General features: G+C 40.2%; 34 protein-coding genes and 5 tRNA genes. 23 read left to right on the plus strand and 16 right to left on the minus strand.

Annotated elements, in window-relative coordinates:
* Positions 1 to 176: 176 nt before the first annotated feature.
* On the minus strand, positions 177 to 974 hold the full coding sequence (locus OFO07_RS00325; protein WP_270870536.1) for a 3'-5' exonuclease: 798 nt from the start codon (positions 972 to 974) through the stop codon (positions 177 to 179).
* Positions 971 to 1,612, minus strand: a complete 642-nt coding sequence (gene rpe, locus OFO07_RS00330) for a ribulose-phosphate 3-epimerase (RefSeq protein WP_270870843.1) — start codon at positions 1,610 to 1,612, stop codon at positions 971 to 973. Before rpe ends, OFO07_RS00325 begins: the two co-directional genes overlap by 4 nt.
* A gap of 150 nt (positions 1,613 to 1,762) precedes the next feature.
* Between rpe and rpmB the strand changes: the two genes are divergently transcribed.
* From rpmB to OFO07_RS00350, 4 genes are read left to right on the plus strand one after another with little or no spacing between them, the layout of a single operon-like run.
* Complete coding sequence (rpmB, locus tag OFO07_RS00335; protein WP_270859292.1) at positions 1,763 to 1,954, plus strand: 50S ribosomal protein L28; 192 nt, start codon at positions 1,763 to 1,765, stop codon at positions 1,952 to 1,954.
* Between the two features lie 18 nt (positions 1,955 to 1,972).
* Complete coding sequence (locus tag OFO07_RS00340) at positions 1,973 to 3,103, plus strand: potassium channel family protein (protein WP_270859293.1); 1,131 nt, start codon at positions 1,973 to 1,975, stop codon at positions 3,101 to 3,103.
* Positions 3,096 to 4,289: a bifunctional glutamate N-acetyltransferase/amino-acid acetyltransferase ArgJ gene (gene argJ, locus OFO07_RS00345; RefSeq protein ID WP_270870537.1), complete on the plus strand. Its 1,194-nt coding sequence runs from the start codon at positions 3,096 to 3,098 to the stop codon at positions 4,287 to 4,289. The genes OFO07_RS00340 and argJ overlap by 8 nt, the downstream gene beginning before the upstream one ends.
* Before the next feature lie 22 nt (positions 4,290 to 4,311).
* Entirely contained in the window at positions 4,312 to 4,875 is a 564-nt protein-coding gene (locus tag OFO07_RS00350) for a hypothetical protein (RefSeq protein ID WP_270870538.1), read from the plus strand.
* A gap of 78 nt (positions 4,876 to 4,953) precedes the next feature.
* On the opposite strand, the gene OFO07_RS00355 is transcribed toward OFO07_RS00350, so the two are convergent.
* The 10 genes from OFO07_RS00355 to ribA form a co-directional block, all read right to left on the minus strand.
* On the minus strand, positions 4,954 to 5,256 hold the full coding sequence (locus tag OFO07_RS00355) for a hypothetical protein (RefSeq protein ID WP_270870539.1): 303 nt from the start codon (positions 5,254 to 5,256) through the stop codon (positions 4,954 to 4,956).
* A gap of 100 nt (positions 5,257 to 5,356) precedes the next feature.
* Positions 5,357 to 5,890, minus strand: a complete 534-nt coding sequence (locus tag OFO07_RS00360; RefSeq protein ID WP_270870540.1) for a type II secretion system protein — start codon at positions 5,888 to 5,890, stop codon at positions 5,357 to 5,359.
* Between the two features lie 83 nt (positions 5,891 to 5,973).
* A complete protein-coding gene (lysM, locus tag OFO07_RS00365) occupies positions 5,974 to 6,396 on the minus strand; it encodes a peptidoglycan-binding protein LysM (protein ID WP_270859298.1) in 423 nt (140 codons plus the stop codon).
* Between the two features lie 513 nt (positions 6,397 to 6,909).
* Positions 6,910 to 7,776, minus strand: a complete 867-nt coding sequence (htpX, locus tag OFO07_RS00370) for a zinc metalloprotease HtpX (RefSeq protein ID WP_270870541.1) — start codon at positions 7,774 to 7,776, stop codon at positions 6,910 to 6,912.
* Positions 7,764 to 8,300, minus strand: a complete 537-nt coding sequence (locus OFO07_RS00375; RefSeq protein WP_270865582.1) for a hypothetical protein — start codon at positions 8,298 to 8,300, stop codon at positions 7,764 to 7,766. The genes htpX and OFO07_RS00375 overlap by 13 nt, the downstream gene beginning before the upstream one ends.
* Positions 8,297 to 8,527, minus strand: coding sequence for a hypothetical protein (locus OFO07_RS00380; protein ID WP_270870542.1), 231 nt, complete (start codon positions 8,525 to 8,527; stop codon positions 8,297 to 8,299). Before OFO07_RS00380 ends, OFO07_RS00375 begins: the two co-directional genes overlap by 4 nt.
* A 9-nt stretch (positions 8,528 to 8,536) precedes the next feature.
* Positions 8,537 to 8,917 carry a type II toxin-antitoxin system death-on-curing family toxin gene (locus tag OFO07_RS00385; RefSeq protein WP_270865584.1) on the minus strand — a complete coding sequence of 127 codons (381 nt, stop codon included), beginning with the start codon at positions 8,915 to 8,917 and terminating at the stop codon, positions 8,537 to 8,539.
* Positions 8,914 to 9,114: a hypothetical protein gene (locus OFO07_RS00390; protein WP_270862309.1), complete on the minus strand. Its 201-nt coding sequence runs from the start codon at positions 9,112 to 9,114 to the stop codon at positions 8,914 to 8,916. Before OFO07_RS00390 ends, OFO07_RS00385 begins: the two co-directional genes overlap by 4 nt.
* 47 nt (positions 9,115 to 9,161) lie before the next feature.
* Positions 9,162 to 9,728 (minus strand): 16S rRNA (guanine(527)-N(7))-methyltransferase RsmG, encoded by a 567-nt coding sequence (rsmG, locus tag OFO07_RS00395; RefSeq protein ID WP_442868056.1) that lies wholly within the window; start codon positions 9,726 to 9,728, stop codon positions 9,162 to 9,164.
* Positions 9,725 to 10,288: a GTP cyclohydrolase II gene (gene ribA, locus OFO07_RS00400; protein ID WP_270859302.1), complete on the minus strand. Its 564-nt coding sequence runs from the start codon at positions 10,286 to 10,288 to the stop codon at positions 9,725 to 9,727. Before ribA ends, rsmG begins: the two co-directional genes overlap by 4 nt.
* A 61-nt stretch (positions 10,289 to 10,349) precedes the next feature.
* Here ribA and hemB point away from each other — a divergent pair, with 61 nt between their 5' ends.
* Genes hemB through OFO07_RS00430 form a run of 6 tightly spaced genes read left to right on the plus strand, consistent with a single transcriptional unit; the run spans position 10,350 to position 15,699 of the window.
* Positions 10,350 to 11,327: a porphobilinogen synthase gene (gene hemB, locus OFO07_RS00405; protein WP_270870543.1), complete on the plus strand. Its 978-nt coding sequence runs from the start codon at positions 10,350 to 10,352 to the stop codon at positions 11,325 to 11,327.
* A gap of 14 nt (positions 11,328 to 11,341) precedes the next feature.
* Complete coding sequence (gene argF / locus OFO07_RS00410) at positions 11,342 to 12,262, plus strand: ornithine carbamoyltransferase (RefSeq protein ID WP_270870544.1); 921 nt, start codon at positions 11,342 to 11,344, stop codon at positions 12,260 to 12,262.
* A complete protein-coding gene (locus OFO07_RS00415) occupies positions 12,263 to 12,745 on the plus strand; it encodes a DUF2603 domain-containing protein (RefSeq protein WP_270870545.1) in 483 nt (160 codons plus the stop codon).
* A complete protein-coding gene (hemN, locus tag OFO07_RS00420) occupies positions 12,732 to 14,096 on the plus strand; it encodes an oxygen-independent coproporphyrinogen III oxidase (protein ID WP_270870546.1) in 1,365 nt (454 codons plus the stop codon). The genes OFO07_RS00415 and hemN overlap by 14 nt, the downstream gene beginning before the upstream one ends.
* A 3-nt stretch (positions 14,097 to 14,099) precedes the next feature.
* Complete coding sequence (locus OFO07_RS00425) at positions 14,100 to 15,362, plus strand: (Fe-S)-binding protein (protein ID WP_270870547.1); 1,263 nt, start codon at positions 14,100 to 14,102, stop codon at positions 15,360 to 15,362.
* The gene (locus OFO07_RS00430) at positions 15,346 to 15,699 is read left to right on the plus strand and encodes a hypothetical protein (protein WP_270870548.1); all 354 of its coding nucleotides are present in this window, start codon (positions 15,346 to 15,348) and stop codon (positions 15,697 to 15,699) included. The genes OFO07_RS00425 and OFO07_RS00430 overlap by 17 nt, the downstream gene beginning before the upstream one ends.
* Before the next feature lie 119 nt (positions 15,700 to 15,818).
* Here OFO07_RS00430 and OFO07_RS00435 read toward each other — a convergent pair whose 3' ends face one another.
* From OFO07_RS00435 to OFO07_RS00445, 4 genes are all read right to left on the minus strand, one after another.
* Positions 15,819 to 16,040, minus strand: a complete 222-nt coding sequence (locus OFO07_RS00435) for a hypothetical protein (protein ID WP_270870549.1) — start codon at positions 16,038 to 16,040, stop codon at positions 15,819 to 15,821.
* A 293-nt stretch (positions 16,041 to 16,333) separates the two neighbouring features.
* Positions 16,334 to 16,648, minus strand: a complete 315-nt coding sequence (locus tag OFO07_RS00440) for a helix-turn-helix domain-containing protein (RefSeq protein WP_270870550.1) — start codon at positions 16,646 to 16,648, stop codon at positions 16,334 to 16,336.
* Complete coding sequence (locus OFO07_RS07850; RefSeq protein ID WP_442868060.1) at positions 16,632 to 16,811, minus strand: type II toxin-antitoxin system RelE/ParE family toxin; 180 nt, start codon at positions 16,809 to 16,811, stop codon at positions 16,632 to 16,634. Before OFO07_RS07850 ends, OFO07_RS00440 begins: the two co-directional genes overlap by 17 nt.
* Before the next feature lie 255 nt (positions 16,812 to 17,066).
* Positions 17,067 to 17,285 (minus strand): hypothetical protein, encoded by a 219-nt coding sequence (locus tag OFO07_RS00445; protein ID WP_270870551.1) that lies wholly within the window; start codon positions 17,283 to 17,285, stop codon positions 17,067 to 17,069.
* Between the two features lie 121 nt (positions 17,286 to 17,406).
* Between OFO07_RS00445 and OFO07_RS00450 the strand changes: the two genes are divergently transcribed.
* The 13 genes from OFO07_RS00450 (at position 17,407) to rplL (ending at position 22,388) form a co-directional block, all read left to right on the plus strand.
* A tRNA-Thr gene (locus OFO07_RS00450) sits at positions 17,407 to 17,482 on the plus strand.
* A gap of 35 nt (positions 17,483 to 17,517) precedes the next feature.
* A tRNA-Tyr gene (locus OFO07_RS00455) sits at positions 17,518 to 17,602 on the plus strand.
* Positions 17,603 to 17,611: 9 nt separating this feature from the next.
* Positions 17,612 to 17,688 (plus strand) — tRNA-Gly (locus OFO07_RS00460).
* Positions 17,689 to 17,800: 112 nt separating this feature from the next.
* Positions 17,801 to 17,875, plus strand: a tRNA-Thr gene (locus OFO07_RS00465).
* A gap of 57 nt (positions 17,876 to 17,932) precedes the next feature.
* On the plus strand, positions 17,933 to 19,132 hold the full coding sequence (tuf, locus tag OFO07_RS00470) for an elongation factor Tu (protein ID WP_270859319.1): 1,200 nt from the start codon (positions 17,933 to 17,935) through the stop codon (positions 19,130 to 19,132).
* A 56-nt stretch (positions 19,133 to 19,188) separates the two neighbouring features.
* The gene (gene rpmG, locus OFO07_RS00475; RefSeq protein WP_270870552.1) at positions 19,189 to 19,359 is read left to right on the plus strand and encodes a 50S ribosomal protein L33; all 171 of its coding nucleotides are present in this window, start codon (positions 19,189 to 19,191) and stop codon (positions 19,357 to 19,359) included.
* 6 nt (positions 19,360 to 19,365) lie between these two features.
* Positions 19,366 to 19,441: transfer RNA gene (locus tag OFO07_RS00480), tRNA-Trp, on the plus strand.
* Between the two features lie 14 nt (positions 19,442 to 19,455).
* Complete coding sequence (gene secE, locus OFO07_RS00485; protein WP_270859321.1) at positions 19,456 to 19,629, plus strand: preprotein translocase subunit SecE; 174 nt, start codon at positions 19,456 to 19,458, stop codon at positions 19,627 to 19,629.
* Positions 19,630 to 19,641: 12 nt separating this feature from the next.
* Entirely contained in the window at positions 19,642 to 20,172 is a 531-nt protein-coding gene (gene nusG / locus OFO07_RS00490; protein ID WP_270859322.1) for a transcription termination/antitermination protein NusG, read from the plus strand.
* A gap of 23 nt (positions 20,173 to 20,195) precedes the next feature.
* Entirely contained in the window at positions 20,196 to 20,621 is a 426-nt protein-coding gene (gene rplK, locus OFO07_RS00495; protein ID WP_270859323.1) for a 50S ribosomal protein L11, read from the plus strand.
* Positions 20,622 to 20,680: 59 nt separating this feature from the next.
* Positions 20,681 to 21,382, plus strand: a complete 702-nt coding sequence (rplA, locus tag OFO07_RS00500; RefSeq protein WP_270862319.1) for a 50S ribosomal protein L1 — start codon at positions 20,681 to 20,683, stop codon at positions 21,380 to 21,382.
* Positions 21,383 to 21,507: 125 nt separating this feature from the next.
* Entirely contained in the window at positions 21,508 to 21,987 is a 480-nt protein-coding gene (gene rplJ / locus OFO07_RS00505; RefSeq protein WP_270859325.1) for a 50S ribosomal protein L10, read from the plus strand.
* 23 nt (positions 21,988 to 22,010) lie between these two features.
* The gene (gene rplL, locus OFO07_RS00510) at positions 22,011 to 22,388 is read left to right on the plus strand and encodes a 50S ribosomal protein L7/L12 (RefSeq protein ID WP_270862320.1); all 378 of its coding nucleotides are present in this window, start codon (positions 22,011 to 22,013) and stop codon (positions 22,386 to 22,388) included.
* The last annotated feature ends 68 nt before the right edge of the window (positions 22,389 to 22,456 follow it).

Below are 22,456 nucleotides of genomic sequence, written 5' to 3' on the forward strand. Positions count from 1 at the left end.
ATTTAAAAAGCAAAATCAGGAATCATACTGGGCTAAATTTTAGTAATAGGAGGAAATTTATCTCATGGTATTTTTCTATCAAAAACGAGACAAGATGATAATTTCATCCCCCTGAATGTCCTTTAAGCCAAAATTTCAAAATTTAGTAAATTTAGAGTGAAATTTGTGGGTAAAATTTAGCTTAAATTCACTGTTACGCTCGGTTTTTTCAGCCCTGCTGTGCGGGAAAATAGTATCAAATCCTCCGTGCTTTGCACGCTCCATGGAAGTGCGCTTATGGCGTGAGCGAAGATTTCCTTGCACGAAATAGCGTCGCTGTAAGCCCTGTGGTGGGTGTTTTCGATACCCAAAAGCTCTTTTAGTGCGCCGAGATTGTATTTAGGCGACTCTATCGTGCGACGCGCTAGCTCGACGGTGCAAATTTTGCGGTTTAGCAGCATGCCAAATCCGCATTTTTGCATACTTGCGTCGATAAAACCATAATCAAATTTGACATTGTGCGCCACAAAAATCGCATCGCCCAAAAATAATCTAAACCGCTCCAAAACGCTAGCTAGGCTTGGTGCGCCCACCAAATCGCTCGCGCTAATTCCGGTTAGTTCGGTGATACCCTCTGGCACGAAATTCGCATATACAAAGCTCTCAAATCTATCCAAAACTTGCCCGCCTTGCACCTTTATCGCGCCGATTTCGATGATTTGACCGTTACTTAGCCCGCCACTAGTCTCAATATCCACAAAACAAAAAATCTCGTCCTCGATATCGGTTTCGCGGGTTTTAAGCGTGATTTTGCCGTTGTCTAGCTTGATGACATTTAGCCCCATGGCGCGCCACATGCTAAAATCTTTTGGCTCAAAAAACTCCGCAATTAGCTCGATTTTTTGCGCTTTGGCGATAAAATCGTGGTAGTTTATGCTTTTTTGCGCCAAAAGTTCGATTAGGTTATCAAGCCCTTTTCTGCTGTCTTGGCTCATACTTTTAGGGCTTTGATAGCTTCGCTGTAATCGTTTGATGAAAATACGAAATTTCCAGCCACGACGATGTCTGCGCCTGCGCTATCTAGCTCGGCGACATTTAGTCCATTTACGCCACCATCGACTTCGATCATACATTTCGCACCCCGTTTTTCGATCAAATTTCTAAGTTCTGAAATTTTACGCAGGGCTGAGGGGATAAATTTTTGCCCGCCAAAGCCCGGATTTACGCTCATTAAAAGCACCATATCAACCTCGTCTATGATATAATCAAGCGCGCTAATTGGTGTGTGTGGATTGAGCGTGATAGCGGGGCTGACGCCGTTTTTGCGGATATGATCTATCAAGCGCAAAGGGTGTTTTTCTTCCTCGATATGAAAGCTTAAAAATTTCGGTTTTAGTGGCAAAAACAAATCAGCGAAAAACGGCACATTTTGCACCATTAAATGAATATCAAGAGGCTTTGTGGAGGCCTTGGCTACGGCATTTACGACAAGTGGGCCGATTGTGAGATTTGGCACGAAGTGTCCGTCCATGACATCGACATGGATTAGATCTGCTCCCGCGTCGCATACTGCGCGCACTTCCTCGCCGAGCCTACCAAAGTCAGCTGATAAAATACTAGGGGCTACATACATATCAAATTTCCTTATCAAATTTATAAAACCTGCAATTTTACTAATTTTTCTCATAAATTTTGCTAAATTTAATACTTTGTATAATTTAAGCAAATTTTGAAATTTTTTAAGATATAATCGCCGTTTATTTTCAAATTATAAGGATTTATTATGGCAAGAAGATGCGCAATCACTGGCAAAGGTGCGATGGTAGGAAACAATGTAAGCCACGCAAACAACAGAACTAAGAAAAAATTCCAAGTCAATCTACGCACAGTTCGCGTTCAGCTAGAAGACGGCACTACAAGAAAAATCAAAGTAGCTGCTTCAACTCTAAGAACAATGAAAAAACAATCAAGATAACTTTAAAAAGAGGAATTTATGTCTATTTTAGGCAGAATAAAATTATTCCTCAACTGGTCCGGCTCTACTAAACCGGACATTAACCTTTATAGCGAAATTTACGACGAACTACGCCCATTTAGACTTCCACTAATTATCATTGTTTTAATGCAGTTAGTGGGGACTTTGGGCTATATATTCACCGCTGGATTTTCGCTAGTTGATGCAATTTATCAAGCAGGCATGACATTTACCACCGTCGGATTTACCGAGGTGGCGCCAATCCCGCCTGCTGGCAGACTTTTTACAATCGCATTTATTTTGATGGGCTTTGGGACATTTTCGTTTTGTCTGGGTGTCGTCGTCGAAGTTATCAAAAAAGGAACACTGCAAAATTTAATCAGGGAGCAAGCTATGATAAACAATATCGCAAGGCTCAAAAATCACTACATTATATGCTATAACAACTCGTATTGTGCGGAGTTGGCGAAGGAATTTCGCGCCAATCATATCCCATTTGTCGTCATTGATCCAAACCCAGATTTGGCAAAAAGTGCTGATGAAAATTTATACCCATACTACATAATCGGCGATCCGCACGAGCAAAAAACGCTTTTAAAAGCGCACCTTTCAAGCGCAAAATCCATAATCACGCTAAGTCCAAATTTGGCCGATAATATCGCTATCATCACGCTTGTTAGGCTTTATGAAAAAGAGCTAGGGCGTATTACGCCGTATTTTATCATGGCGAATTCTGACAGCGACAGCGACAGCGAACGCCTCAAAAAACTTGGCGCAAATTCTGTCGTATTGCCGTCCAAACTCGCCGCACAGCGCCTTTCTGCGATTAGCGTGCGCCCAGATATGGAAAATATCCTAGAACGCCTCGTTTATCAAAAAGACTCTCCGATTGATATCGAAGAAATTTTAGTCCCTGAGTTTTCGTGGATGAGGTTCAAACGCCTCAAAGAAACCCGCCTCAAAGAGATGACAAACGCAAATATCGTGGGCGTGAAGGAAGCTAACAACCGCTTTGTAGCTATGCCTGATGGCGATTATCTAATCGGCACTGGCGCGAAACTGCTAGTCATCGGCACAGCCGAGGGTATCAGGGATACCAAAAAGCTAATTAGAAGCAAATACAAACCGCAGGAGATGAAATATGTATAAAATCGCCCCTTTGCAAAACGGCCTAGAAAATATCGATGGATTTTATTTTGGCGGGCTAAATTCGGGCTTTAAAAAGGTTGGAAATGATTTGGGATTTATTAGAGCCGACGAGCCGTTTGCTATAAGTGCGATTTTTACGAGTAATAAATTTGCCGCTGCCCCAATAGCGCATTTTAGGCGAATTTTAGAGAAAAACGGCGGGGAATTTCGCACGAATTTCATTTTGATAAATTCTAAAAACGCAAACGCAATGACCGGCGAAGCAGGCATTAGCGATATAGATGAAATTTTCTCTGAAATTTCAAAATTTACGCCCTTAGTAAATCCTGTGATGAGCTCAACTGGCGTCATTGGATATAGATTAAAAAAAGAAAAAATCATAGCTGCTGCGAAAAAATTCGACCTTATGGCGCGTGATTCTGAGGCCATAGCCACGGCGATTATGACGACAGACACGCTAAAAAAGGAGTTTGCTTACGAAGTTAGCTTAGATAGTGGCGAGAAATTTCACATAGCAGGCATTTGCAAGGGTGCGGGTATGATAAATCCGGCTTTGGCGACTATGCTTTGCTATATTTTAACCGACGCGAAAATCCCGCACTCTGATATGGGCGAGCTTTTAAGTGAGGCTGTGGAGGATAGCTTTAATAGGGTTAGTGTCGATGGCGATACGAGCACGAACGATACTGTCATGCTAGCGACCAGTGCGCGCGCTAGCTATGATAAAGAGGCGTTTCGTGCCGCGCTGAAAAAAATCACGCTAGATCTTGCTTTAATGCTAGTGCGCGATGGCGAGGGTGCGAATAAACTAGTCAAATTCAGAGTTTTTGGCGCGAAAAATGATAATGAAGCCAAAAAGGCTGCCAAGGCTTTGTCAAATTCTCCGCTTGTCAAAACAGCGATTTATGGCGAGGATCCGAACTGGGGGCGCATAGCCTCTACAATCGGCGCATGCGGGATAGAGTGCGACGCCGAAAAACTCGTGATAAAATACGATGATGCGCTCGTGTATGATAGTGCGCACCGCGAGCTAGACGAGGAGCGTGAAAGGCTAGCGCACGAAGTAATGCAAAAGGCCGAATTTGAAATTTCATGCGATTTGGGGCTTGGAGCGGGCGAATTTAGCGCATATGGCTGTGATCTCAGCTATGAATATGTCAAAATAAACGCAGATTACAGGTCGTAATTTAGCGAAATTTGCGCCTGTAATGGCGGTTTATCGAAAAATATCTATGAAATCAAATAAATTTATACAATTTATCTTGGAAAATATTTATTATATTTTGTTCTCTGGGGCGCTGTTTTTTATATCGTTTAATATAGAAACTAATTTAAAAAACACCGAATATATCGAAGGAAAAGTAACATCTATCGGGGAGATAGCGGTAAAAAATTTTAGAGATAAGGTTTTATCGCCTAGAAAATATTACAATGTCTGCATTAAAAATAACGCCGGGAATAGCTGTATTAAGGTCGTAGAGCCAAATTTGGGATTTGAGCCGATAGTTAGTTATTTGAGCAAAAATAATTATTTTTTTACATTTTGGATAAAAAAGGAAAGCTTTGGCGATGTTTATAAAATTTACAAAGCGCTTGTTTATGAAGACGAGCAGAAAACAAAAATTCTAAAATTTTATAGTGGAAAAGACGCCCAAATCGTAAAATTTTCACAAAAAGAGCTTCGATTATACAAAAATTTTACCTTGTTTTTGGCGATTGCGTTTTTGTGGTTTGTATTTAAAAGAAGAAAGTTAGTTCGAAATTGGTTATAAAATATCAAATAAATAGTGATAAAAGTTTTAGAGTAGTTAAATTTGACGCAAATTTCAAAATTTTGCGCCAATTTTCAATCATACTTCACAAAAAGATGATGATTTTAAAACCATTTTTCCATTGAGATAGTTAAGTTGGATATCTATCACCAATACGCCTTTTTTGAAAATCATTGATTTGAAATTCTTTTGCAATTCCTCAAACGCTGGCGTTTTGGCGCAAGAAAACAGAGCAGTTTCTTGGTTTTGCACATAGATCGAAACGACGAAATTCCCAGGATTTTCATCGTCTTTTGCCGTGTTTAAAAAAATCTCTTTTGCATCGAAAGCCTTGGTTTGCGGACAGCCGTCTCCTGGAAATTCGTTGATTAAAATTCGCACATTAACTCCTTTTGGTAGAATTTCGTAATTTTATCCAAAACAAAAAGAATTTTGGCGCAAAATTTTAGAATTTCAAAATTTGCACCAAATTTTGAAAATTTTATCTAAATTTATTCGGATTTAATCCGCCGATTCGTGTGCCTTTGGCTGTTTTGTTCGCGCCAGTTTCGTCTGTGTATGTGAAACTCACATCGCGCATTGATTTCATCGTGGCTTGATTGTGCGCTAGTTCGCACGCATTTGAGGCACCTGCGCTCATACCATCTATGCGCACCCAAGCACCCATGTATTCGCTCACGCCGTAAGTTAGGGCGTAGCAAGGTTTGTTTTTGACTCTGATGTGCATTGACACGCTACCGCCATTAGCTAGGCACGAGCCGTTGCCCGCGTGCGCGCCACCAGCGGCTGAGCTAAATGTGGCGACATTGCTCATAAAATTTGGATTGTTGCTAAGACAGCCGTTTGCGTTGTAGTAGTTTGTGATATCGCTAGTAAGGGTCTTTATATTTGTCATCAATCGCACGATTTCGGCATCGTCCCTGCTGGCGTTCATTCTAGGCAGAGCGATACTAGATAAAATTCCCAAAACAACGATAACAAAAACAAGTTCGATCATAGTAAAAGCGTTTTTCATAACCTGCTCCTAGCTAAATTTTGGGTGATTATACAAAAATTTGAAAAATAAAAAAAGAGTAGGGCGCGTTTGCGCCCATAAATTTAGATTTTTGGAATTCTGATTTTTTGACCTGGATAGATTAGGTTCGCATCTTTGATGACCTCGCGATTGGCCTCGAAAATCACAGGGTATTTGTTAGCATCGCCATAGAATTTCTTAGCGATTTTTGAAAGGTTGTCGCCTTTGACGATAGTGTAGTAGTTCTCTTCGCTATCTTCATTGACACCTTCGATTTCTACGCTTGAAATTCCATTTACATTGCCTGCGATTAGAGCGGCTTTTTCAAGAGTTTCTTTGTCAGCGTTTCCGCTTACTTTAACAACATCGCCCTCGATTTTGACATCTAAGCCCTCGATTGGGGTAGAAGAGAGGTTTTTGGTGATCTCGTCTTTGACATTTTGCTCGTCGTTTCCGATACCAAGTAGCTTTTTACCAGCATTTGCAACAAATGAAAGTAATCCCATTTTTTCTCCTTTGATGAAAAATAAAATGTGATTTTAACGCAAGATAGTAAATATTTGAAAAAATGAAAATTTGTGATTATATTGCAAGAAATGAGAAATAATTTATAAAATTTTAGTTTTGTAAATTTTGCATAATTTGTCATTGCGAGGCGTGAAACGCCGAAGCAATCTACGAAATAAAAATTCCAAATTTGCAAATTCGAAGCAATCTAGGGAAATTTTAATTCAAAATTCAACCTAAATTTAGCATTGAACGATTTTTTGAATTTAACCTGCGCCGTGTTTTTCTCGTAAGGGGGGGAAGGGAGCCCCAATTACTTTGCTTCGCTTCGCTCGCAAGAAATGCCGGCTGTCGCCGCCGCTACGCTCATTTTGCGAGGTCGCGCCCCTTCCCCCTTACAAACCCCCAACCCCCGACGACGCTTTTAAGGTGGCTAAATTTAGAAAAACTGCGTTTTTCCAAATTTAGCTAGTTTTATTTTTACGGAAATGCTTCGCATTTCCTTGCAAATTTTACTTTTGGGTAGCGATTTTGCCTTTTAGCTCTTCGAGTTTTGCGATACGGTCGCTTGTGCTAGGGTGTGTGCTAAAAAGCTGAGAGAAATTCGCCTTAATCCCGCTAAATGGGTTTATGATAAACATGTGCGCAGTCGATCCCGTCGCAGAGTGCATGCGGTAGTTTTTGGCGTAATTATCCAGCTTGGATAGAGCAGAAATCAGCCACTCAGGGTGCCCTGTAAGTGCGGCTGCACCGGCGTCTGCTTTGAATTCTCTGGTGCGTGAGATTGCCATTTGGATTACGCTAGCAGCTAGCGGCATTATCACGGCTCCAATTAGCAAGAAAATTCCATTTGCGCCACCGCGATTTTGTGAGTTTGAGCCCGCAATCGCGCCAAATTTGGCGAAATTCGCTAGCATTGCGATTGCGCCTGCAAACATTGCAGCGATCGAGCCGATTAGGATATCGTAGTGATTAACATGGCTTAGTTCGTGAGCTAGCACGCCCTCGATTTCTTGCGGGCTCATTAGATTTAGCAGGCCTTGTGTAACGGCGACTGCGGCGTTGTTTGGGTTGCGACCTGTGGCAAAGGCGTTTGGAACTTGCTCGTTGATGATATAGATTTTTGGCATTGGCAAATTCGCCTTAGCGCAAAGGCGATCGATTATGTCGTATAACATAGGCTGGCTCTCGGCCGTAACTGGCGTAGCGCGGTAGTGTTTCAAGACTAGTTTGTCGCTGAAAAAATAGCTGAAAAAATTCATACCGCACGCCACGACAAACGCCATAATCATACCCTTTTGTCCGCCAATTAGGCTGCCGACGAACATAAAAAGTAGCACGAGCCCGCTCATTAGCAGGGCGGTTTTTATTTTTTCCATATATCCTCCTTGGATAAATTTTTCGCACTGATTTTTGTGTCTAAATTTTTGATTTTTCCGCCTAAATTTTTGGTTAGACCGATTAGGCCTTGCGGATTGATATGTGGCAGGTGAAATTTGCGTCCGCCCGCAAAAAGCCCGCTTAAAAAGGATTTTGGGCGGTTTGCGATAGCTTCTTTGAAAACCACAGCGTCGATTCCAAGCTCGGCAAGCTGTTTTAGAGCGCGAGTGGAGCTGACAAACATGGCGATTTTAGCGTCAAAAAGATAGTCGTTGGCTAGCTTTTGCGCGAGTGGGGCGGTTTTTTTATTTACGATGATAAACCTCGCACCTGCGCCGTTTGCGAGCAAAATTTCGTTTAGGTTGTTTGTAATGACGCTGAAATTTTTCTCCGTGCTTTTGGCTAGCGAGATTAATTTAGGATCGAATTTAAAGAGCAAATTATCGTATCTGAAAACCTCGTCTGTGTGTTTGATAGCGTAAAACGGCTCGTAATCAACCAATTCATGCCCTAGAATAATCATTTTTTTTCCTTTATTTTTGCCAAGCAAGATTTGCAAATTTGGCGCGAATTATGCGAGATAAGCGCGCCTTGCTCGTAATATGTCCCGCACTCATCGCAAGGCATTAGCGCTGTTGGCTCTTGCTCGCCCTTTGTGTCTGCGCTCTCGCCCTTTTTGGCGCGAAATTTCGGCACGATTAAAAAATAAATTAACGCAATAATTATCGCTAATGATAAAAGTTTTCCCATTTTTGGCCTTTAAATTTTTAATAAATTTTCAAATATTTCTTGCAATTTTTCTTTTGAAATACTGCCGTCCGCGACGCTTACGACTATATTTTCCATAAATTCGTAAAAACTATCTTTGTCAAAAACCGCCTCATTAATTATCAAAAAAGCCTTTGAAAGCATTATGGCACTTCGTTTGTTTCCGTCTAAAAATGGGTGAAATTTGACACACGAAAACATTAAATGCGTTACTTTTTCTGCAATGCTAGGATAGTATAAATCGTTTTTGATATTTTCTAATGCTGAGGCTAAATAGCCGATTTGAGCGTTATTGTAGCCAATCAATCCACCCATTTTTTCTAAAACGCCGTCGTGCAAAGATATGGCTTGATTTAGCGTTAAATATTTCATTTATCTTTTAGCCTTTCAAAGACAGCGCGATTTTTAGGGTTTTCGAAAATATCGTTTAAAATTTCGTTTTTGAAATTTTCAAAATCCTGTGTTTGCTCTGCTTTGTAGCCGATTTTTTGGCAAAATTGCGCAAAAAATTCAACTTCGCCATTTGGAACCAAAACCAACATAGGCGTAAAATCCTTTGAAGTTTGCATTATTTAATCCTTTTAAAATTCGCTTTATCGCAAGATTATACAATATTTTAACAAATTCCGCTAAGAAGTAGGTAATTTCGCATACCGGCGTTAAAAATCTCAAATTTGGCACTTGGAAATTTGCTTTTAGTCTCGGTGATTTCATCATCTACGCTACTGCCTTTATAGAGCAAAAAGTGCGTATTGCTATCATAAAATCCATCGCAAATTTCGACTAAATTTTTCGTTTTCATCACAGCCCTTGAAGTTATCAAATCAGCCCTAAATTTTAGCGAATTTTCGATTTTTTCTCTATGAATTTCGACATTTTTTAGCTCCAAATTTACCTTAGCGTAGGTCAAAAACGACGCTTTTTTGGCGATTGGCTCGTATAAATGCCATTTCGTGTGGTTTAAAACCATAGCCAAAAATATCGCCGGAAACCCAGCCCCGCTACCGATGTCAATGGCGATTTTAGGGTATTTTGGGATAAATTTCACCCCGCCAATACTATCGGCGATAATTTCGCTTAAATCATCGTAATTCGTAAGGCTGTGGATTGCGTTAAATTTACGCAGACACTCGCCAAATTTAGCGCACTTTTCGTCGAAATTTTCAGGCAAAATCAAATTCACAGCAAATGCCCCATTTTATCTTTTTTAGTTCGCAGATAATTTTCGCTAAATTCGTTGGCTTTGATGATAATTGGTATGCGCTCGACAATCTCTACGCAGTGCAAATTTGATAGCTTTTCAGGGTTGTTTGTGAGTAAATTTATCTTTTTGATTTCATAGTGTTTTAGGATAAAATCCACGATTTCGTAAGTTCGCTCGTCTGCCTTGAAACCTAGCTGATGATTTGCCTCGATTGTATCAAATCCCTTATCTTGGAGCGCGTAAGCGTTGATTTTATTTAGTAGCCCGATATTTCGCCCCTCTTGGCGCAGGTATATCACCATACCGCCGTTTTTTTCTATGTATTTTAGGCTCTCTTCGAGTTGGTCACGGCAATCGCATTTTAGGCTTCCGATCGCATCTCCTGTGAGGCACTCGGAGTGGATTCGCACATTTACGATTTCATTTAACGGCATTTTTGCGATTACTAAGTGTTCTTTTTCGTTTTCTTTGAAGGACTGCACCTTAAATTTACCGAAGCGTGAGGGCAAATTTGCAATCTGCGAAATTTGAATATTCATATAAAATTTACTCCATTTGTGATATTATAAATCGATGATTTTACCCAAAAAAGGAAAAACAATGTTTAAACGATTTAGAAGAGTGCGCATAAATCCCGTAGTAAGGGAACTCGTGCGCGAAACTTCGTTAGAGATGAGAAATTTTATTTACCCGCTTTTTGTCGTTCCTGGTAAAGGTGTCAAAAACGAGATAAGCTCTATGCCAGGCGTATTTCAGCTGAGTTTGGATGAAATTTTAAAAGAGTGTGAAATTTTATCAAATTTGGGAATTAATAAAATTTTGCTTTTTGGAATTCCAGAAATCAAAGATAGCATTGGCTCTGACGCGCTTAGCGATGATGGCATAATCGCCACTGCGCTTCGCGCGATTAAGGATAAATTTCCAAAATTTATGGTGATTACGGATTTGTGCTTTTGCGAATACACTGACCACGGACACTGCGGGATACTAGATCATGTTCATCAAACCGTAAATAACGACGCTACGCTTGAAATTTCAGCCAAACAAGCCCTAATCCACGCCAAAAACGGCGCTGATATGATAGCCCCAAGCGGTATGATGGACGGCATAATCACCACTTTACGCTGCGCACTTGATAGCAATGGATTTGAAAATTTACCGATTATGGCGTATTCGACGAAATTTGCGAGCGGGTATTACGGGCCGTTTCGCGATGTAGCGGAGAGCGCGCCTAGCTTTGGCGATAGAAGCTCGTATCAAATGGATCCAGCAAACCGATTTGAGGCGATAAATGAGAGTTTGGAAGACGAGGCGCAAGGAGCTGATATTTTAATGGTAAAACCAGCACTTGCGTATTTGGATATAATCCGTGATTTGCGCGAGCGCACTTTGCTTCCGATTTGTGCGTATAATGTCAGTGGCGAATACGCGCTTTTAAAAGGCGGAGCGAAGCTTGGGTTGATCGATTATGAGCGGGTTTTAATGGAGACTATGATAAGCATAAAACGCGCAGGAGCGGATATGATAATCTCATATCACGCAAAAGAAATAGCTGAGCTTTTGCGTAAATTTAGCTAAATTTAGGAGTGAGTATGCGACATTTTTTGACTTTTGAAGATTTTAGCAAAGATGAAATTTTTGAAATTTTGCGCCTTGCAGCCGAGATTAAAAAAGAGGCCAAAGCGAAGGATTACAAACCGTATCTAAAAAACCAAACCCTAGCAATGATTTTTGAAAAAAGCTCGACTAGAACGCGCGTGAGCTTTGAGACTGGTATGTATCAGTTAGGCGGACAAGCGCTGTTTTTAAGCTCAAAAGATATTCAACTAGGTCGTGGCGAGCCTGTGAGAGATACTGCGCGCGTGATTTCTAGCATGGTCGATATGGCTATGCTTAGGGTTTATAAACAAAGTGATTTGGAGGAATTCGCCAAATACTCAGCCGTGCCTGTGATAAATGGCCTTAGCGATTATCTCCACCCAGTGCAGTTAATCGCGGATTATCTTACTATGCAAGAGCGCGCTAGTGGGGACTGCGTGGCGTATATCGGGGACGGAAACAATATGGCGCACACTTGGATTTCGCTTGCTTCGATTTTAGGATTTGAGCTTAGAATCGCCACGCCAAAGGGCTATGAGGCTGACGCTTCTATCGTAGCACAAGCCGAGAAAAACGCCAAAATTTCAGGGGCAAAAATCCTCTACACTCACGATCCACGCGAGGCAGTCTGTGGTGTAGATGTCGTTACGACTGATACTTGGGTTTCAATGGGACAAGAGAGCGAAAAAGAGCGCAAAGTTAAGCAGTTTGAGGGATTTTGCGTAGATAAAGATATGATGAGCCTAGCCAAAAAAGATGCTATTTTCTTGCATTGCTTGCCAGCGTATCGCGGATACGAGGTCAGCGATGAGATTATAGAAGCTCATGCGGGCGATGTTTTTAGCGAGGCTGAAAACAGACTGCACGGTCAAAAGGGCGTAATGGTATGGCTAGATAGACACAGAGGTAATTAAGTGGAAAAAAACGACAAAGCATTAACAAAAATTGATCAAATCAATGAATTTTTCGGTATCGAGGACGCTAATAGCACGGTTTTTGAGATTTCGCACGACCCTGGGACAAACGAAAAAAAACTAACACTAAAAAAGGGTTCATGGAGCGACGAGGAGCCGTGGTTTGGGATAGATGAGAGTGGCGAATTGCACACAATGGTATCTTTAAAATCGCTAAATAATCTAATCCAAGTCGCAAAAGGGGCGATTGCAGAGAATTTCAACCTAAAATTAGAGCGCTCGATTTTACAGCAAGCCCCAGTGGATTTTGGCGATGCGTGGATCGTGTGCATGGACGAGATCCGCAAAATCACGAGCGAAAACCCAAGCATAAAAAAGATAAATTTAGATTTGGACGCCATAGTTTCGCGCGTGAAGCAATCACACCCAAATTTATTTATAGATATCGAAGAGTTAGTAAGGAGCAGAAATGGCAAACATTGATTTTGACGCGTATGCTAAATTTTCGCGCCCAGGACCGCGCTATACGAGCTATCCAACTGCGCTAGAATTTAGCCAAAATTTCAGCTACGAGCAGTATATAAACGAGCTAAAAACCCAAGACAAAAACGCCCCGCTTTCGCTTTATTTTCACATGCCGTTTTGCCGTTCGGCGTGCTATTTTTGTGGCTGTAATGTCATCTACACTGGCAAACGCGATAAAATGGACAGGTATTTGGACTACATAGATCGCGAAATGGATATTTTGTGCGAGCATTTAGACGCTAGCAGGATTGTTACGCAAATGCACTTTGGTGGTGGCACACCGACATATTTCGACGCCGAACAACTTGATCGCCACATAAAAAACATAAAAAAACATTTCAAAAATTTCAGCGCTGACGCTGAGATTAGCTGTGAGATTGACCCTAGATTTCTCACACAGCAGCAGCTTGATGTGCTTATTTCGCATGGATTTAACCGCATAAGTTACGGCGTGCAGGACTTCAACGAGCGCGTGCAAAAAGAAATCCATAGAATTCAGCCTTATGAGCTGACAAAAAGCGTAATGGATATGGCGCGAAAGGCTGGGATAAAGTCGATTAATATGGATTTGATTTATGGTTTGCCATATCAAAATTTAGCGACTTTCCAAGAAACGCTAAATTTGGCGCTAAGCCTTAATCCAGATCGTTTTGCGATATTTAATTACGCCCATGTTCCATGGATAAAAAAATCTATGCGTAAATTCGACGAAAGCACGCTTCCTGCGCCAAAAATCAAGCTTGAAATTTTAAAATTTACTCATGATTTTTTGACCGCTAATGGATACGAGCCAATCGGCATGGATCACTACTCTAAGCCAAGCGACGAGCTTCACGCTGCGCTTAAAGACGGCACGCTTCATAGAAATTTCCAAGGTTACACCACAAAAGGTGGCGCGGATTTGATTGGCATTGGGCTAACAAGTATCGGCGAGGGCGCGCGGCATTATGCGCAAAATTTCAAAGATATGGCGCCGTATGAGGAGGCGATTGATAGCGGTAAATTGCCGTTTTTCAAAGGAATTTTGCTAAATAGCGAGGATTTGCTTCGCAAAGATGTCGTAATGAGCCTAATGGCGAATTTCAGGGTAAATATCAAAGAGATCGAAGCCAAGCATAATATTAAATTTTTCGAGCATTTTGCAAATTCGCTAAAAGAGCTTGAATATCTCAAAGATTTTGTGAAAATTTCAGACGATGAGCTTAGCGTAACGCCGACTGGAACGCTTCTAATCCGCAATATCGCAATGTGCTTTGATGAGTATATGCACAAAAATTTGGGCGAGAAAAAATTCTCAAAAACGGTGTAAAAAATGTATGATTTCAAAACCCTAAGCGATAAATGCGTAAAATGTGGCAAATGTATTCCAGCCTGCACGATTCATAATATCAATAGCGACGAAGTTACCAGCCCACGCGGGTTTTTGGACCTGCTTGGTGCGGTCGAGCGGGGCGAACTCGAACTCGATAAAAATATGAAAAATATCTTTGAGAGCTGTTTTTTATGTACAAGTTGCGTCGATGTGTGCAACGACTCCCTGCCTACCGATACCGCGATTGAAAACATGCGCCACAAAATCGCGCAAAAATTTGGCATAGCGTGGTATAAAAGGGCTGCGTTTTGGTTTTTAAGCCACCGCAGAGTTTTGGATTTGGCAGCTAGGCTAGGGTATTTTTTCGTGCCGTGTGCCTTTAAGACGCAAAAAGACAGCGAACGCGGAAATACGATGAAACCGCGATTTTCGGTGCCGATGATGAGCGTGGAGCGCACACTGCCTAGCTTAGCGAAAAAAAGCTTTATGAACTCGCACGCCGAGTTTATCGACAATGGCGGAAGCAAAACTATCGGGCTTTTTATCGGCTGTATGGGAAACTACGCATATACTGGCATTGGCGAGGCGTTTTTGAAAATCGCAAAAAGCCTAAATTTAAATGTGCATTTGATGAAAAAGCAAGCCTGCTGTGGCGCGCCGCAGTATTTCACGGGGGATTTTGGCTCTGTGGAGAAAAACGCGAAATTTAACATAGAGTATTTTGAAAAAATGCTTGAAAATATCGATGCTATCGTCGTTCCAGAGGCGACATGCTCTGGTATGCTAAAAGTCGATTATGTGCATTTTTTCGAGGGCGATTCGCATTGGCAAGAGCGCGCAAAGGCTGTGGCGAGTAAAATTTATCTAGCGACGGAGTATTTTGACAAATTTACAAATTTAAAAGAAATTTTATCAGAGCGCGGAAAAATAGGGCAAATCACCTACCACGATCCGTGCCACTCACGCAAAATGCAAGGAATTTGGCGCGAACCGCGAAATCTGCTCTCGCAAAATTATGAAATAATCGAAATGTCAAACGCCGATCAATGCTGTGGATTTGGCGGCGTAACAATGCAGAGCGAAAAATATCATCTCTCGCGCAAGGCTGGCTTAGACAAGGTCGCCTCACTCAAAGATACTCCCCTAAAAATCGTAAGTGCGGAATGTAGCGCGTGCAGAATGCAGCTAAATAATGCCTTTGGCTTAGCGCAGATTGATATGAAATGCGTAAATCCGCTAGAACTGATTGCTAGGGCGCTTTGATAAAATTTGGTGCATAGGAGTAAGAGATGGCGTCTATAATAGGTGGCTTAATCACAATTTTGGTGCTTTTGGCGAAAGAATTAGTGGCGAACTATCAACTAAGCAAAATGCAAATGCAATGCGGGAAGCCTATGCTAGGGGGTTATCACAAGCGTTGTCTAGGGGAGTTGAAAAGGGCGAAAATGCAATCCTCGACAAAAACGCAAAACAATTCCTAAGAAATGGCTTTATCACACCAAATGTAGTCTCTAATTTAGCCACAAGTGGAACAGGTGCGCTAATCGGTGCTTCGCAAGATAGCGAAACTATTTATAATAAAAAGGGATATAATAGATAAATTGGAGAATATAATGACAGCATCTTTAATAGGGGGCTTAACCACAATTTTGGTGCTTTTGGCGAAAGAATTAGTGGTGAGTTTGGGGTTAAGCGTAGTGGCGAAAAACTGCAAACCAGCTACGAACGGGGGTTACGCGAGGCGACAACGATACCTGGAAACCAAAAGGGCGAAAATGCAATCCTCGACAAAAACGCAAAACAATTCCTAAGAAATGGCTTTATTACACCAAATGTAGCTTCGTAAGATAGCGAAAATAGACTTCGTGGCGCACTCATAGGTGCAGGAGCTGGACTAGCTGGGAATAGATTTATCCAAGCTGGGACAAAAGCCTTTTTCAAAAATCAAACAGATAATCTAGCACAAAATTTACCAAACATAGCAAAAGCAAAAAAGAAAATTTTTTTGATATTGATGAAAAAAAATTAAGGGAAATTATAAATGATACGCCAGATGGAAATGTAGTCTATTATAGTAAGTTGGGGGGAGAGACTAACATAAATCATAAGTTAGAAGCTACCTCAGATATAGGTCTTATTGGGCGAACGCCTATCGAGACCCCCTCAACTTCAAACCCAAGTGCGATTTTACCACAACAAGGTAAATATGATTGTAGTTCGTATTTTGCTAAATATCAAGCCTTGGTGGCATTTAGAGATACTAGATTGAAATTTACTATCTTTTTACCACACGCTTTGAGATAGTTGCAAATAGTGCCGTATTTTAAATTTAGGTTGCCACTCTCTATCCTAGCTACCGCTGATTGTTTTACGCCCATTTTCTCTGCAAGTTGGGCTTGTGTGAGATTTGCTTCTTGTCTAGCTTCTATGAGTGAAATTATGAGATTAAACTCATTTTGCATTTCATCGTAAAGCTTTTTGAATTCAGCATCTTGCATACACTCATTAAAAGTGTCTTCAAATTTTAAAGATTTAGTTTTTATTTTCATTTTTCCACTCCTTTAAGCGTTTTAATGCTAATTCAATTTTATCGTTTGGTGTCTTTTCGGTCTTTTTAACAAATATCGTTAAAATTATAATTTTCTTGCCGATTTCATAAGTATATAGGCTTCTAGCTATGTCTTTGTCGGCTATTATTCGAATTTCAAAAATTTCATTACGCGAATTTTTTGGTTATCGGTTCGCCTATGTTGTTGCCTTTGATTTCCAAAACCTTTAATAACACTGAACCACGCACGACTAAATGCTTTGGCAAGTTGTAAAATTCACCTTTTGAATTATCGTTACAAAATATAATTTCCCATACAAAAAACCTTTTAAACTCGTAAGTTATAACTTTAAAGTTATAAAAGGAAGTTTAAATTTTAAGTTCTTTTGAGCTTAAATTTATGGATAAAATCCCAAATTTCAATCTTCGTAGGCGTTTTCTTCTGTTTCTGGCTCTTTTGGGCTGTTTTCTTGGATTAGCATGCGGTTGGCTTCGATCTGTTTTTTTAGCTCGTCGTAGTTGCTCTCGGCTTGGTTTAGTCGTTTTTCTAGCGCTGTGATGCGCTTTTCGGAACGAGAAATAAAATAATACACCACATAAATCATAAATATAACGATAATCCAAGGAACGATTTTCATAACAATCCTTTATCAAAATTTGAGCGATTATAACAAAAAAGAGTAAAATTTTAAAATTTTGCTGATTTAGCCTTGACAAAGATTTTTTTTTCAGATATAATCCAAACTTCAATTTCAAAATGCTGGTGTAGCTCAGTTGGTAGAGCTACTGCCTTGTAAGCAGTGGGTCGGCGGTTCAAGTCCGTTCACCAGCTCCATTTTTTTGTAACAGTGTTTGACCAGATTTTCATTAGGTGAGATACTCAAGTGGCCAACGAGGGCAGACTGTAAATCTGCTGACTATGTCTTCCGTGGTTCGAATCCACGTCTCACCACCATGAATCTATGCGGGAGTAGCTCAGTTGGCTAGAGCATCAGCCTTCCAAGCTGAGGGTCGCGGGTTCGAGCCCCGTTTCCCGCTCCATTTGGGTTTTACTGGGAGCTGTAAAAACTTAATGCTTTTATACGCTTTTATATCCAAATTTCGTCTTACATTGTCAGATAGTAGGTAGCGATTTCTCTTGGCCAGGGGTAATGCTCATATGGCTCAGAGGTAGAGCACTTCCTTGGTAAGGAAGAGGTCGCGGGTTCAAGTCCCGCTATGAGCTCCATTTAGAAAATTGCTTAGTTTTTTATTGTGTAACCACAAATTAATAACGGAGGATATGATGGCTAAAGAAAAATTTACTCGTAACAAGCCACACGTAAACATTGGTACTATTGGTCACGTCGATCATGGTAAAACTACTTTGACAGCTGCTATTTCTGCTGTTCTTTCTAGAAGAGGTCTTGCTGAGCTTAAAGATTACGACAATATCGATAATGCTCCTGAGGAAAAAGAGCGCGGTATCACTATCGCTACATCTCACATTGAGTATGAAACAGAGTCTCGCCACTATGCTCACGTTGATTGCCCAGGCCACGCTGACTATGTTAAAAACATGATTACTGGTGCTGCTCAAATGGACGGCGCTATCCTAGTTGTTTCAGCAGCTGATGGTCCTATGCCACAAACAAGAGAGCACATCTTGCTATCTCGCCAAGTTGGTGTTCCATACATCGTTGTTTTCCTAAACAAAACTGATATGGTTGATGATCCTGAGCTTCTAGAACTAGTTGAAATGGAAGTTAGAGAGCTTCTAAATGAATACAACTTCCCAGGCGATGATACTCCAATCGTAGCTGGTTCAGCACTTCAAGCTCTTGAAGAGGCAAAAGCTGGTAACGACGGCGAGTGGTCAGCAAAAATCATGGATCTTATGAACGCTGTTGATAGCTATATCCCAACTCCAACTCGTGACACTGATAAAGATTTCTTGATGCCAATCGAAGATATCTTCTCAATCTCAGGTCGTGGTACAGTTGTAACTGGTAGAATCGAAAAAGGTGTTGTTAAAGTAGGCGATACAATCGAAATCGTTGGTCTTAAACCAACTCAAACAACAACAGTTACTGGCGTTGAGATGTTCAGAAAAGAGATGGATCAAGGCGAAGCTGGCGATAATGTCGGCGTATTGCTAAGAGGAACTAAAAAAGAAGAGGTTGAAAGAGGTATGGTTCTATGCAAACCAAAATCAATCACTCCTCACACAAAATTCGAAGGTGAAGTTTATATTCTAACAAAAGAGGAAGGCGGACGCCACACTCCTTTCTTTAACAATTATAGACCACAATTCTATGTTAGAACAACAGATGTTACTGGCTCAATCACTCTACCTGCTGGCACAGAGATGGTTATGCCTGGTGATAATGTTAAAATCACAGTTGAGCTTATCGCTCCTGTTGCTCTTGAACAAGGAACAAGATTCGCTATCCGTGAGGGTGGTAGAACTGTTGGTTCAGGTGTTGTTTCAAACATCATTGCATAATTTTTATACAGACGGATTTTATAATCCGTCTGTTTTTTTAAATTTAAGGAAGTAATATGGCAAAAAATTCAAGTAGAGTAAAAATTGGTCTAAAATGTTCTGAGTGCGGAGATATCAATTACAGCACTTATAAAAACAGCAAAACAACAACAGAAAAAATGGAACTTAAAAAATACTGCCCTAGATTAAAAAAACATACACTTCACAAGGAAGTTAAGCTTAAATAAGTTTATAGGGCAATAGCTCCAACGGTAGAGCGCCGGATTCCAAATCCGATGGTTGGGGGTTCGAATCCCTCTTGCCCTGCCACGAGGATAGGGATTATGGAAAAAATTAAAGAATATTATAGACAAGCAAGAATAGAATTAGATAAGGTAATTTTTCCAACAAAAGAGCAAACAAGAACTGCTTATATTTCAGTAGTTGTTGTGGTTGTGGTCATAGCGTTATTTTTGGCTTTGGTAGATTTTCTAATGTCTACTGCAATTACTGCATAGAAAGGTTTTTTTATGGCACATAAATGGTATGCAATTCAGACTTATGCTGGCAGTGAAATGGCAGTAAAAAATGCTATCGAAGCTCTAAAAGCTGATGAGATGCTTGCAGATAAAATCGGTGAGGTTTTAGTTCCCACAGAAGATGTTATCGAGGTCAAAAACACAAAACAAACTATCAAAGAGAGAAGTTTATATCCTGGATATTGTTTTGCAAATTTAGATTTAGACACTACTTTGTGGCATAGAATTCAAATTTTGCCAAAAGTTAGCCGCTTTATCGGCGAGGCTAAAAAACCTTCTCCTTTATTGGAAAAAGATATCGCAATAATTCTTGAAAAAATCAATAATCGTCAAGCACCAAAACCAAAAATCAATTTTGATGAGGGCGAGACTGTTAGAATTATCGATGGACCATTTGCGAATTTTAATGGTATTGTCGAAGAGTATGATATGCTTCACGGCAAGCTTAGATTAAATGTTTCTATCTTTGGTAGAAGCACGCCGATTGAAATTTCATATTCACAAGTCGAAAAGATAATTTAAAAATTTAATAAGGAGTATAGTAAATGGCTAAGAAAGTTGTTGGTGAGATTAAATTACAAATCGCCGCTACAAAAGCAAATCCAAGTCCGCCAGTTGGTCCAGCTTTGGGTCAAAAAGGCGTAAATATTATGGAATTTTGTAAAGCATTTAACGAGCGCACAAAAGATATGGCAGGTTATAATATCCCTGTTGTTATCACTGTTTATGCTGATAAAAGCTTTACATTTATCACAAAACAACCACCTGCGACAGATTTGATTAAAAAAGCAGCTAAAATCGACAAAGGTTCAGACAATCCTTTGAAGAAAAAAGTTGCGACTTTAACAAAAGCGCAAGTTTTGGAAATCGTTGAGAAAAAAATCGCTGATTTAAATACCAACGATCGCGAACAAGCAGCTAGAATCATTGCTGGTTCTGCACGCTCTATGGGTATTACCATAGTAGATTAATCTTTTGACCGCTAAGATTTAAATAAAAGCGGTAGCACTTTAAAATTGCGGAGAAATATATGTCAAAAAATTCGAAAAGATTTAATGAACTTTTGAAAAAAGTTGATTCTAATAAACTATACAATATATCTGAGGCTATCGATACAGTAAAAGGTCTAGCATCTGCTAAATTTGATGAAACTGTTGAAATCGCTCTTAAACTAAATGTAGATCCGCGCCACGCAGACCAAATGGTTCGCGGCTCTATCGTTTTACCAGCTGGCACAGGAAAAACTGTCCGCGTTGCTGTTATCGCAAAAGATGCAAAAGCAACTGAGGCACAAGAGGCTGGTGCTGATATCGTGGGTGCAGATGATTTAATCGAGGAAATCCAAAAAGGTATTATAAATTTCGATGTTCTTATCGCTACTCCAAATTTAATGGGATTAGTCGGTAAAGTAGGTAGAATTCTTGGACCAAAAGGCGTAATGCCAAACCCTAAAACAGGCACTGTTACAATGGATGTAGCACAAGCTGTCAAAAATGCAAAAGGTGGTCAAGTAAATTTCCGCGTTGATAAACAAGGAAATATCCACGCTGGTCTTGGAAAAGTAAGTTTTAGCAAAGAACAACTTTTGGATAATGTTACAACATTTATCAAAGCCATTAACAAACACAAACCAGCTACTGCAAAAGGTAGATATGTGACTCATGCAGCACTTTCGCTAACTATGAGCCCAGCTGTTACTCTTGATAGCCAAGAAGTTATTGATTTAAAATAAAAATTTAAAATTTTTATCTTAGATTGGAGATAGTTCAAGGTCGCTTTGACTTAATTGATTTAAATTTAACTAGCTTAAATTTAAATCTCTTGGCTTGAAATCACCGATCGGAAAGGAGAAACCTAATGACGAGAGATGAAAAATCACAAATCGTAGCAGAACTAAGCGAAGCTTTCAAAAATAGCGAAGCTATTGTTATATCTGATTTCAAAGGTCTAGATGTTAAAAAACTAGAAGAACTTAGAAATAGCGCTCGTGAGCTTGATGTAAAAGTCAGAGTTATCAAAAATACATTAGCAGCTATCGCTTTGAAAAACGCCGAAAAAGATGGTATGAGTTTCAAAGATACAAATATTTTCTTATGGGGCGATCAACTTTCAGTATGTAAAGTTGCTGCTAAATTTGAAGAGAAAAATGAAGCATTTGCACTTAAAACTGCTTATGTCGATGGTGAAGTTACTAGCATCGAAAAAGTTCGCGCGCTTTCAAAAATGCCAAGCAGAGACGAGCTTATCGCAATGTTACTTCAAGTCTGGAACGCACCGATTCAAAATTTTACAATCGGCTTAAATGCGCTTAAAGAAAAAAAAGAACAAACAGCATAAAATAAAAATTTAGGAGAAAAACAATGGCAATTACAAAAGAAGATGTATTAGAATTCATTTCTAATCTTTCAGTTTTAGAGCTTAGCGAATTAGTTAAAGAATTCGAAGAGAAATTCGGCGTTAGTGCAGCTCCTGTTATGGTAGCTGGCGCAGCAGGTGCAGCAGCAGGTGCAGCAGCAGCTGAGGAAAAAACTGAATTCGATATCGTATTAGTTGATGCAGGCGACAAAAAAATCAATGTTATTAAAGTCGTTCGTGCTCTTACAGGTCTTGGTCTTAAAGAGGCAAAAGACGCTACTGAGTCTACACCATCTGTTCTTAAAGAGGGCGTTAGCAAAGAAGATGCTGAAAAAGCTAAAAAAGAGCTTGAAGAAGCAGGCGCTAAGGTCGAACTTAAATAATCTCGCAAAATTTATTAGTTTTGCAAATCATAATGTGTGTCGGTGTGCAAGCGCCGACACTTCTTTCT

The organism is Campylobacter sp. JMF_06 NA1 (assembly GCF_027737785.1).
Lineage (GTDB): Bacteria > Campylobacterota > Campylobacteria > Campylobacterales > Campylobacteraceae > Campylobacter_B.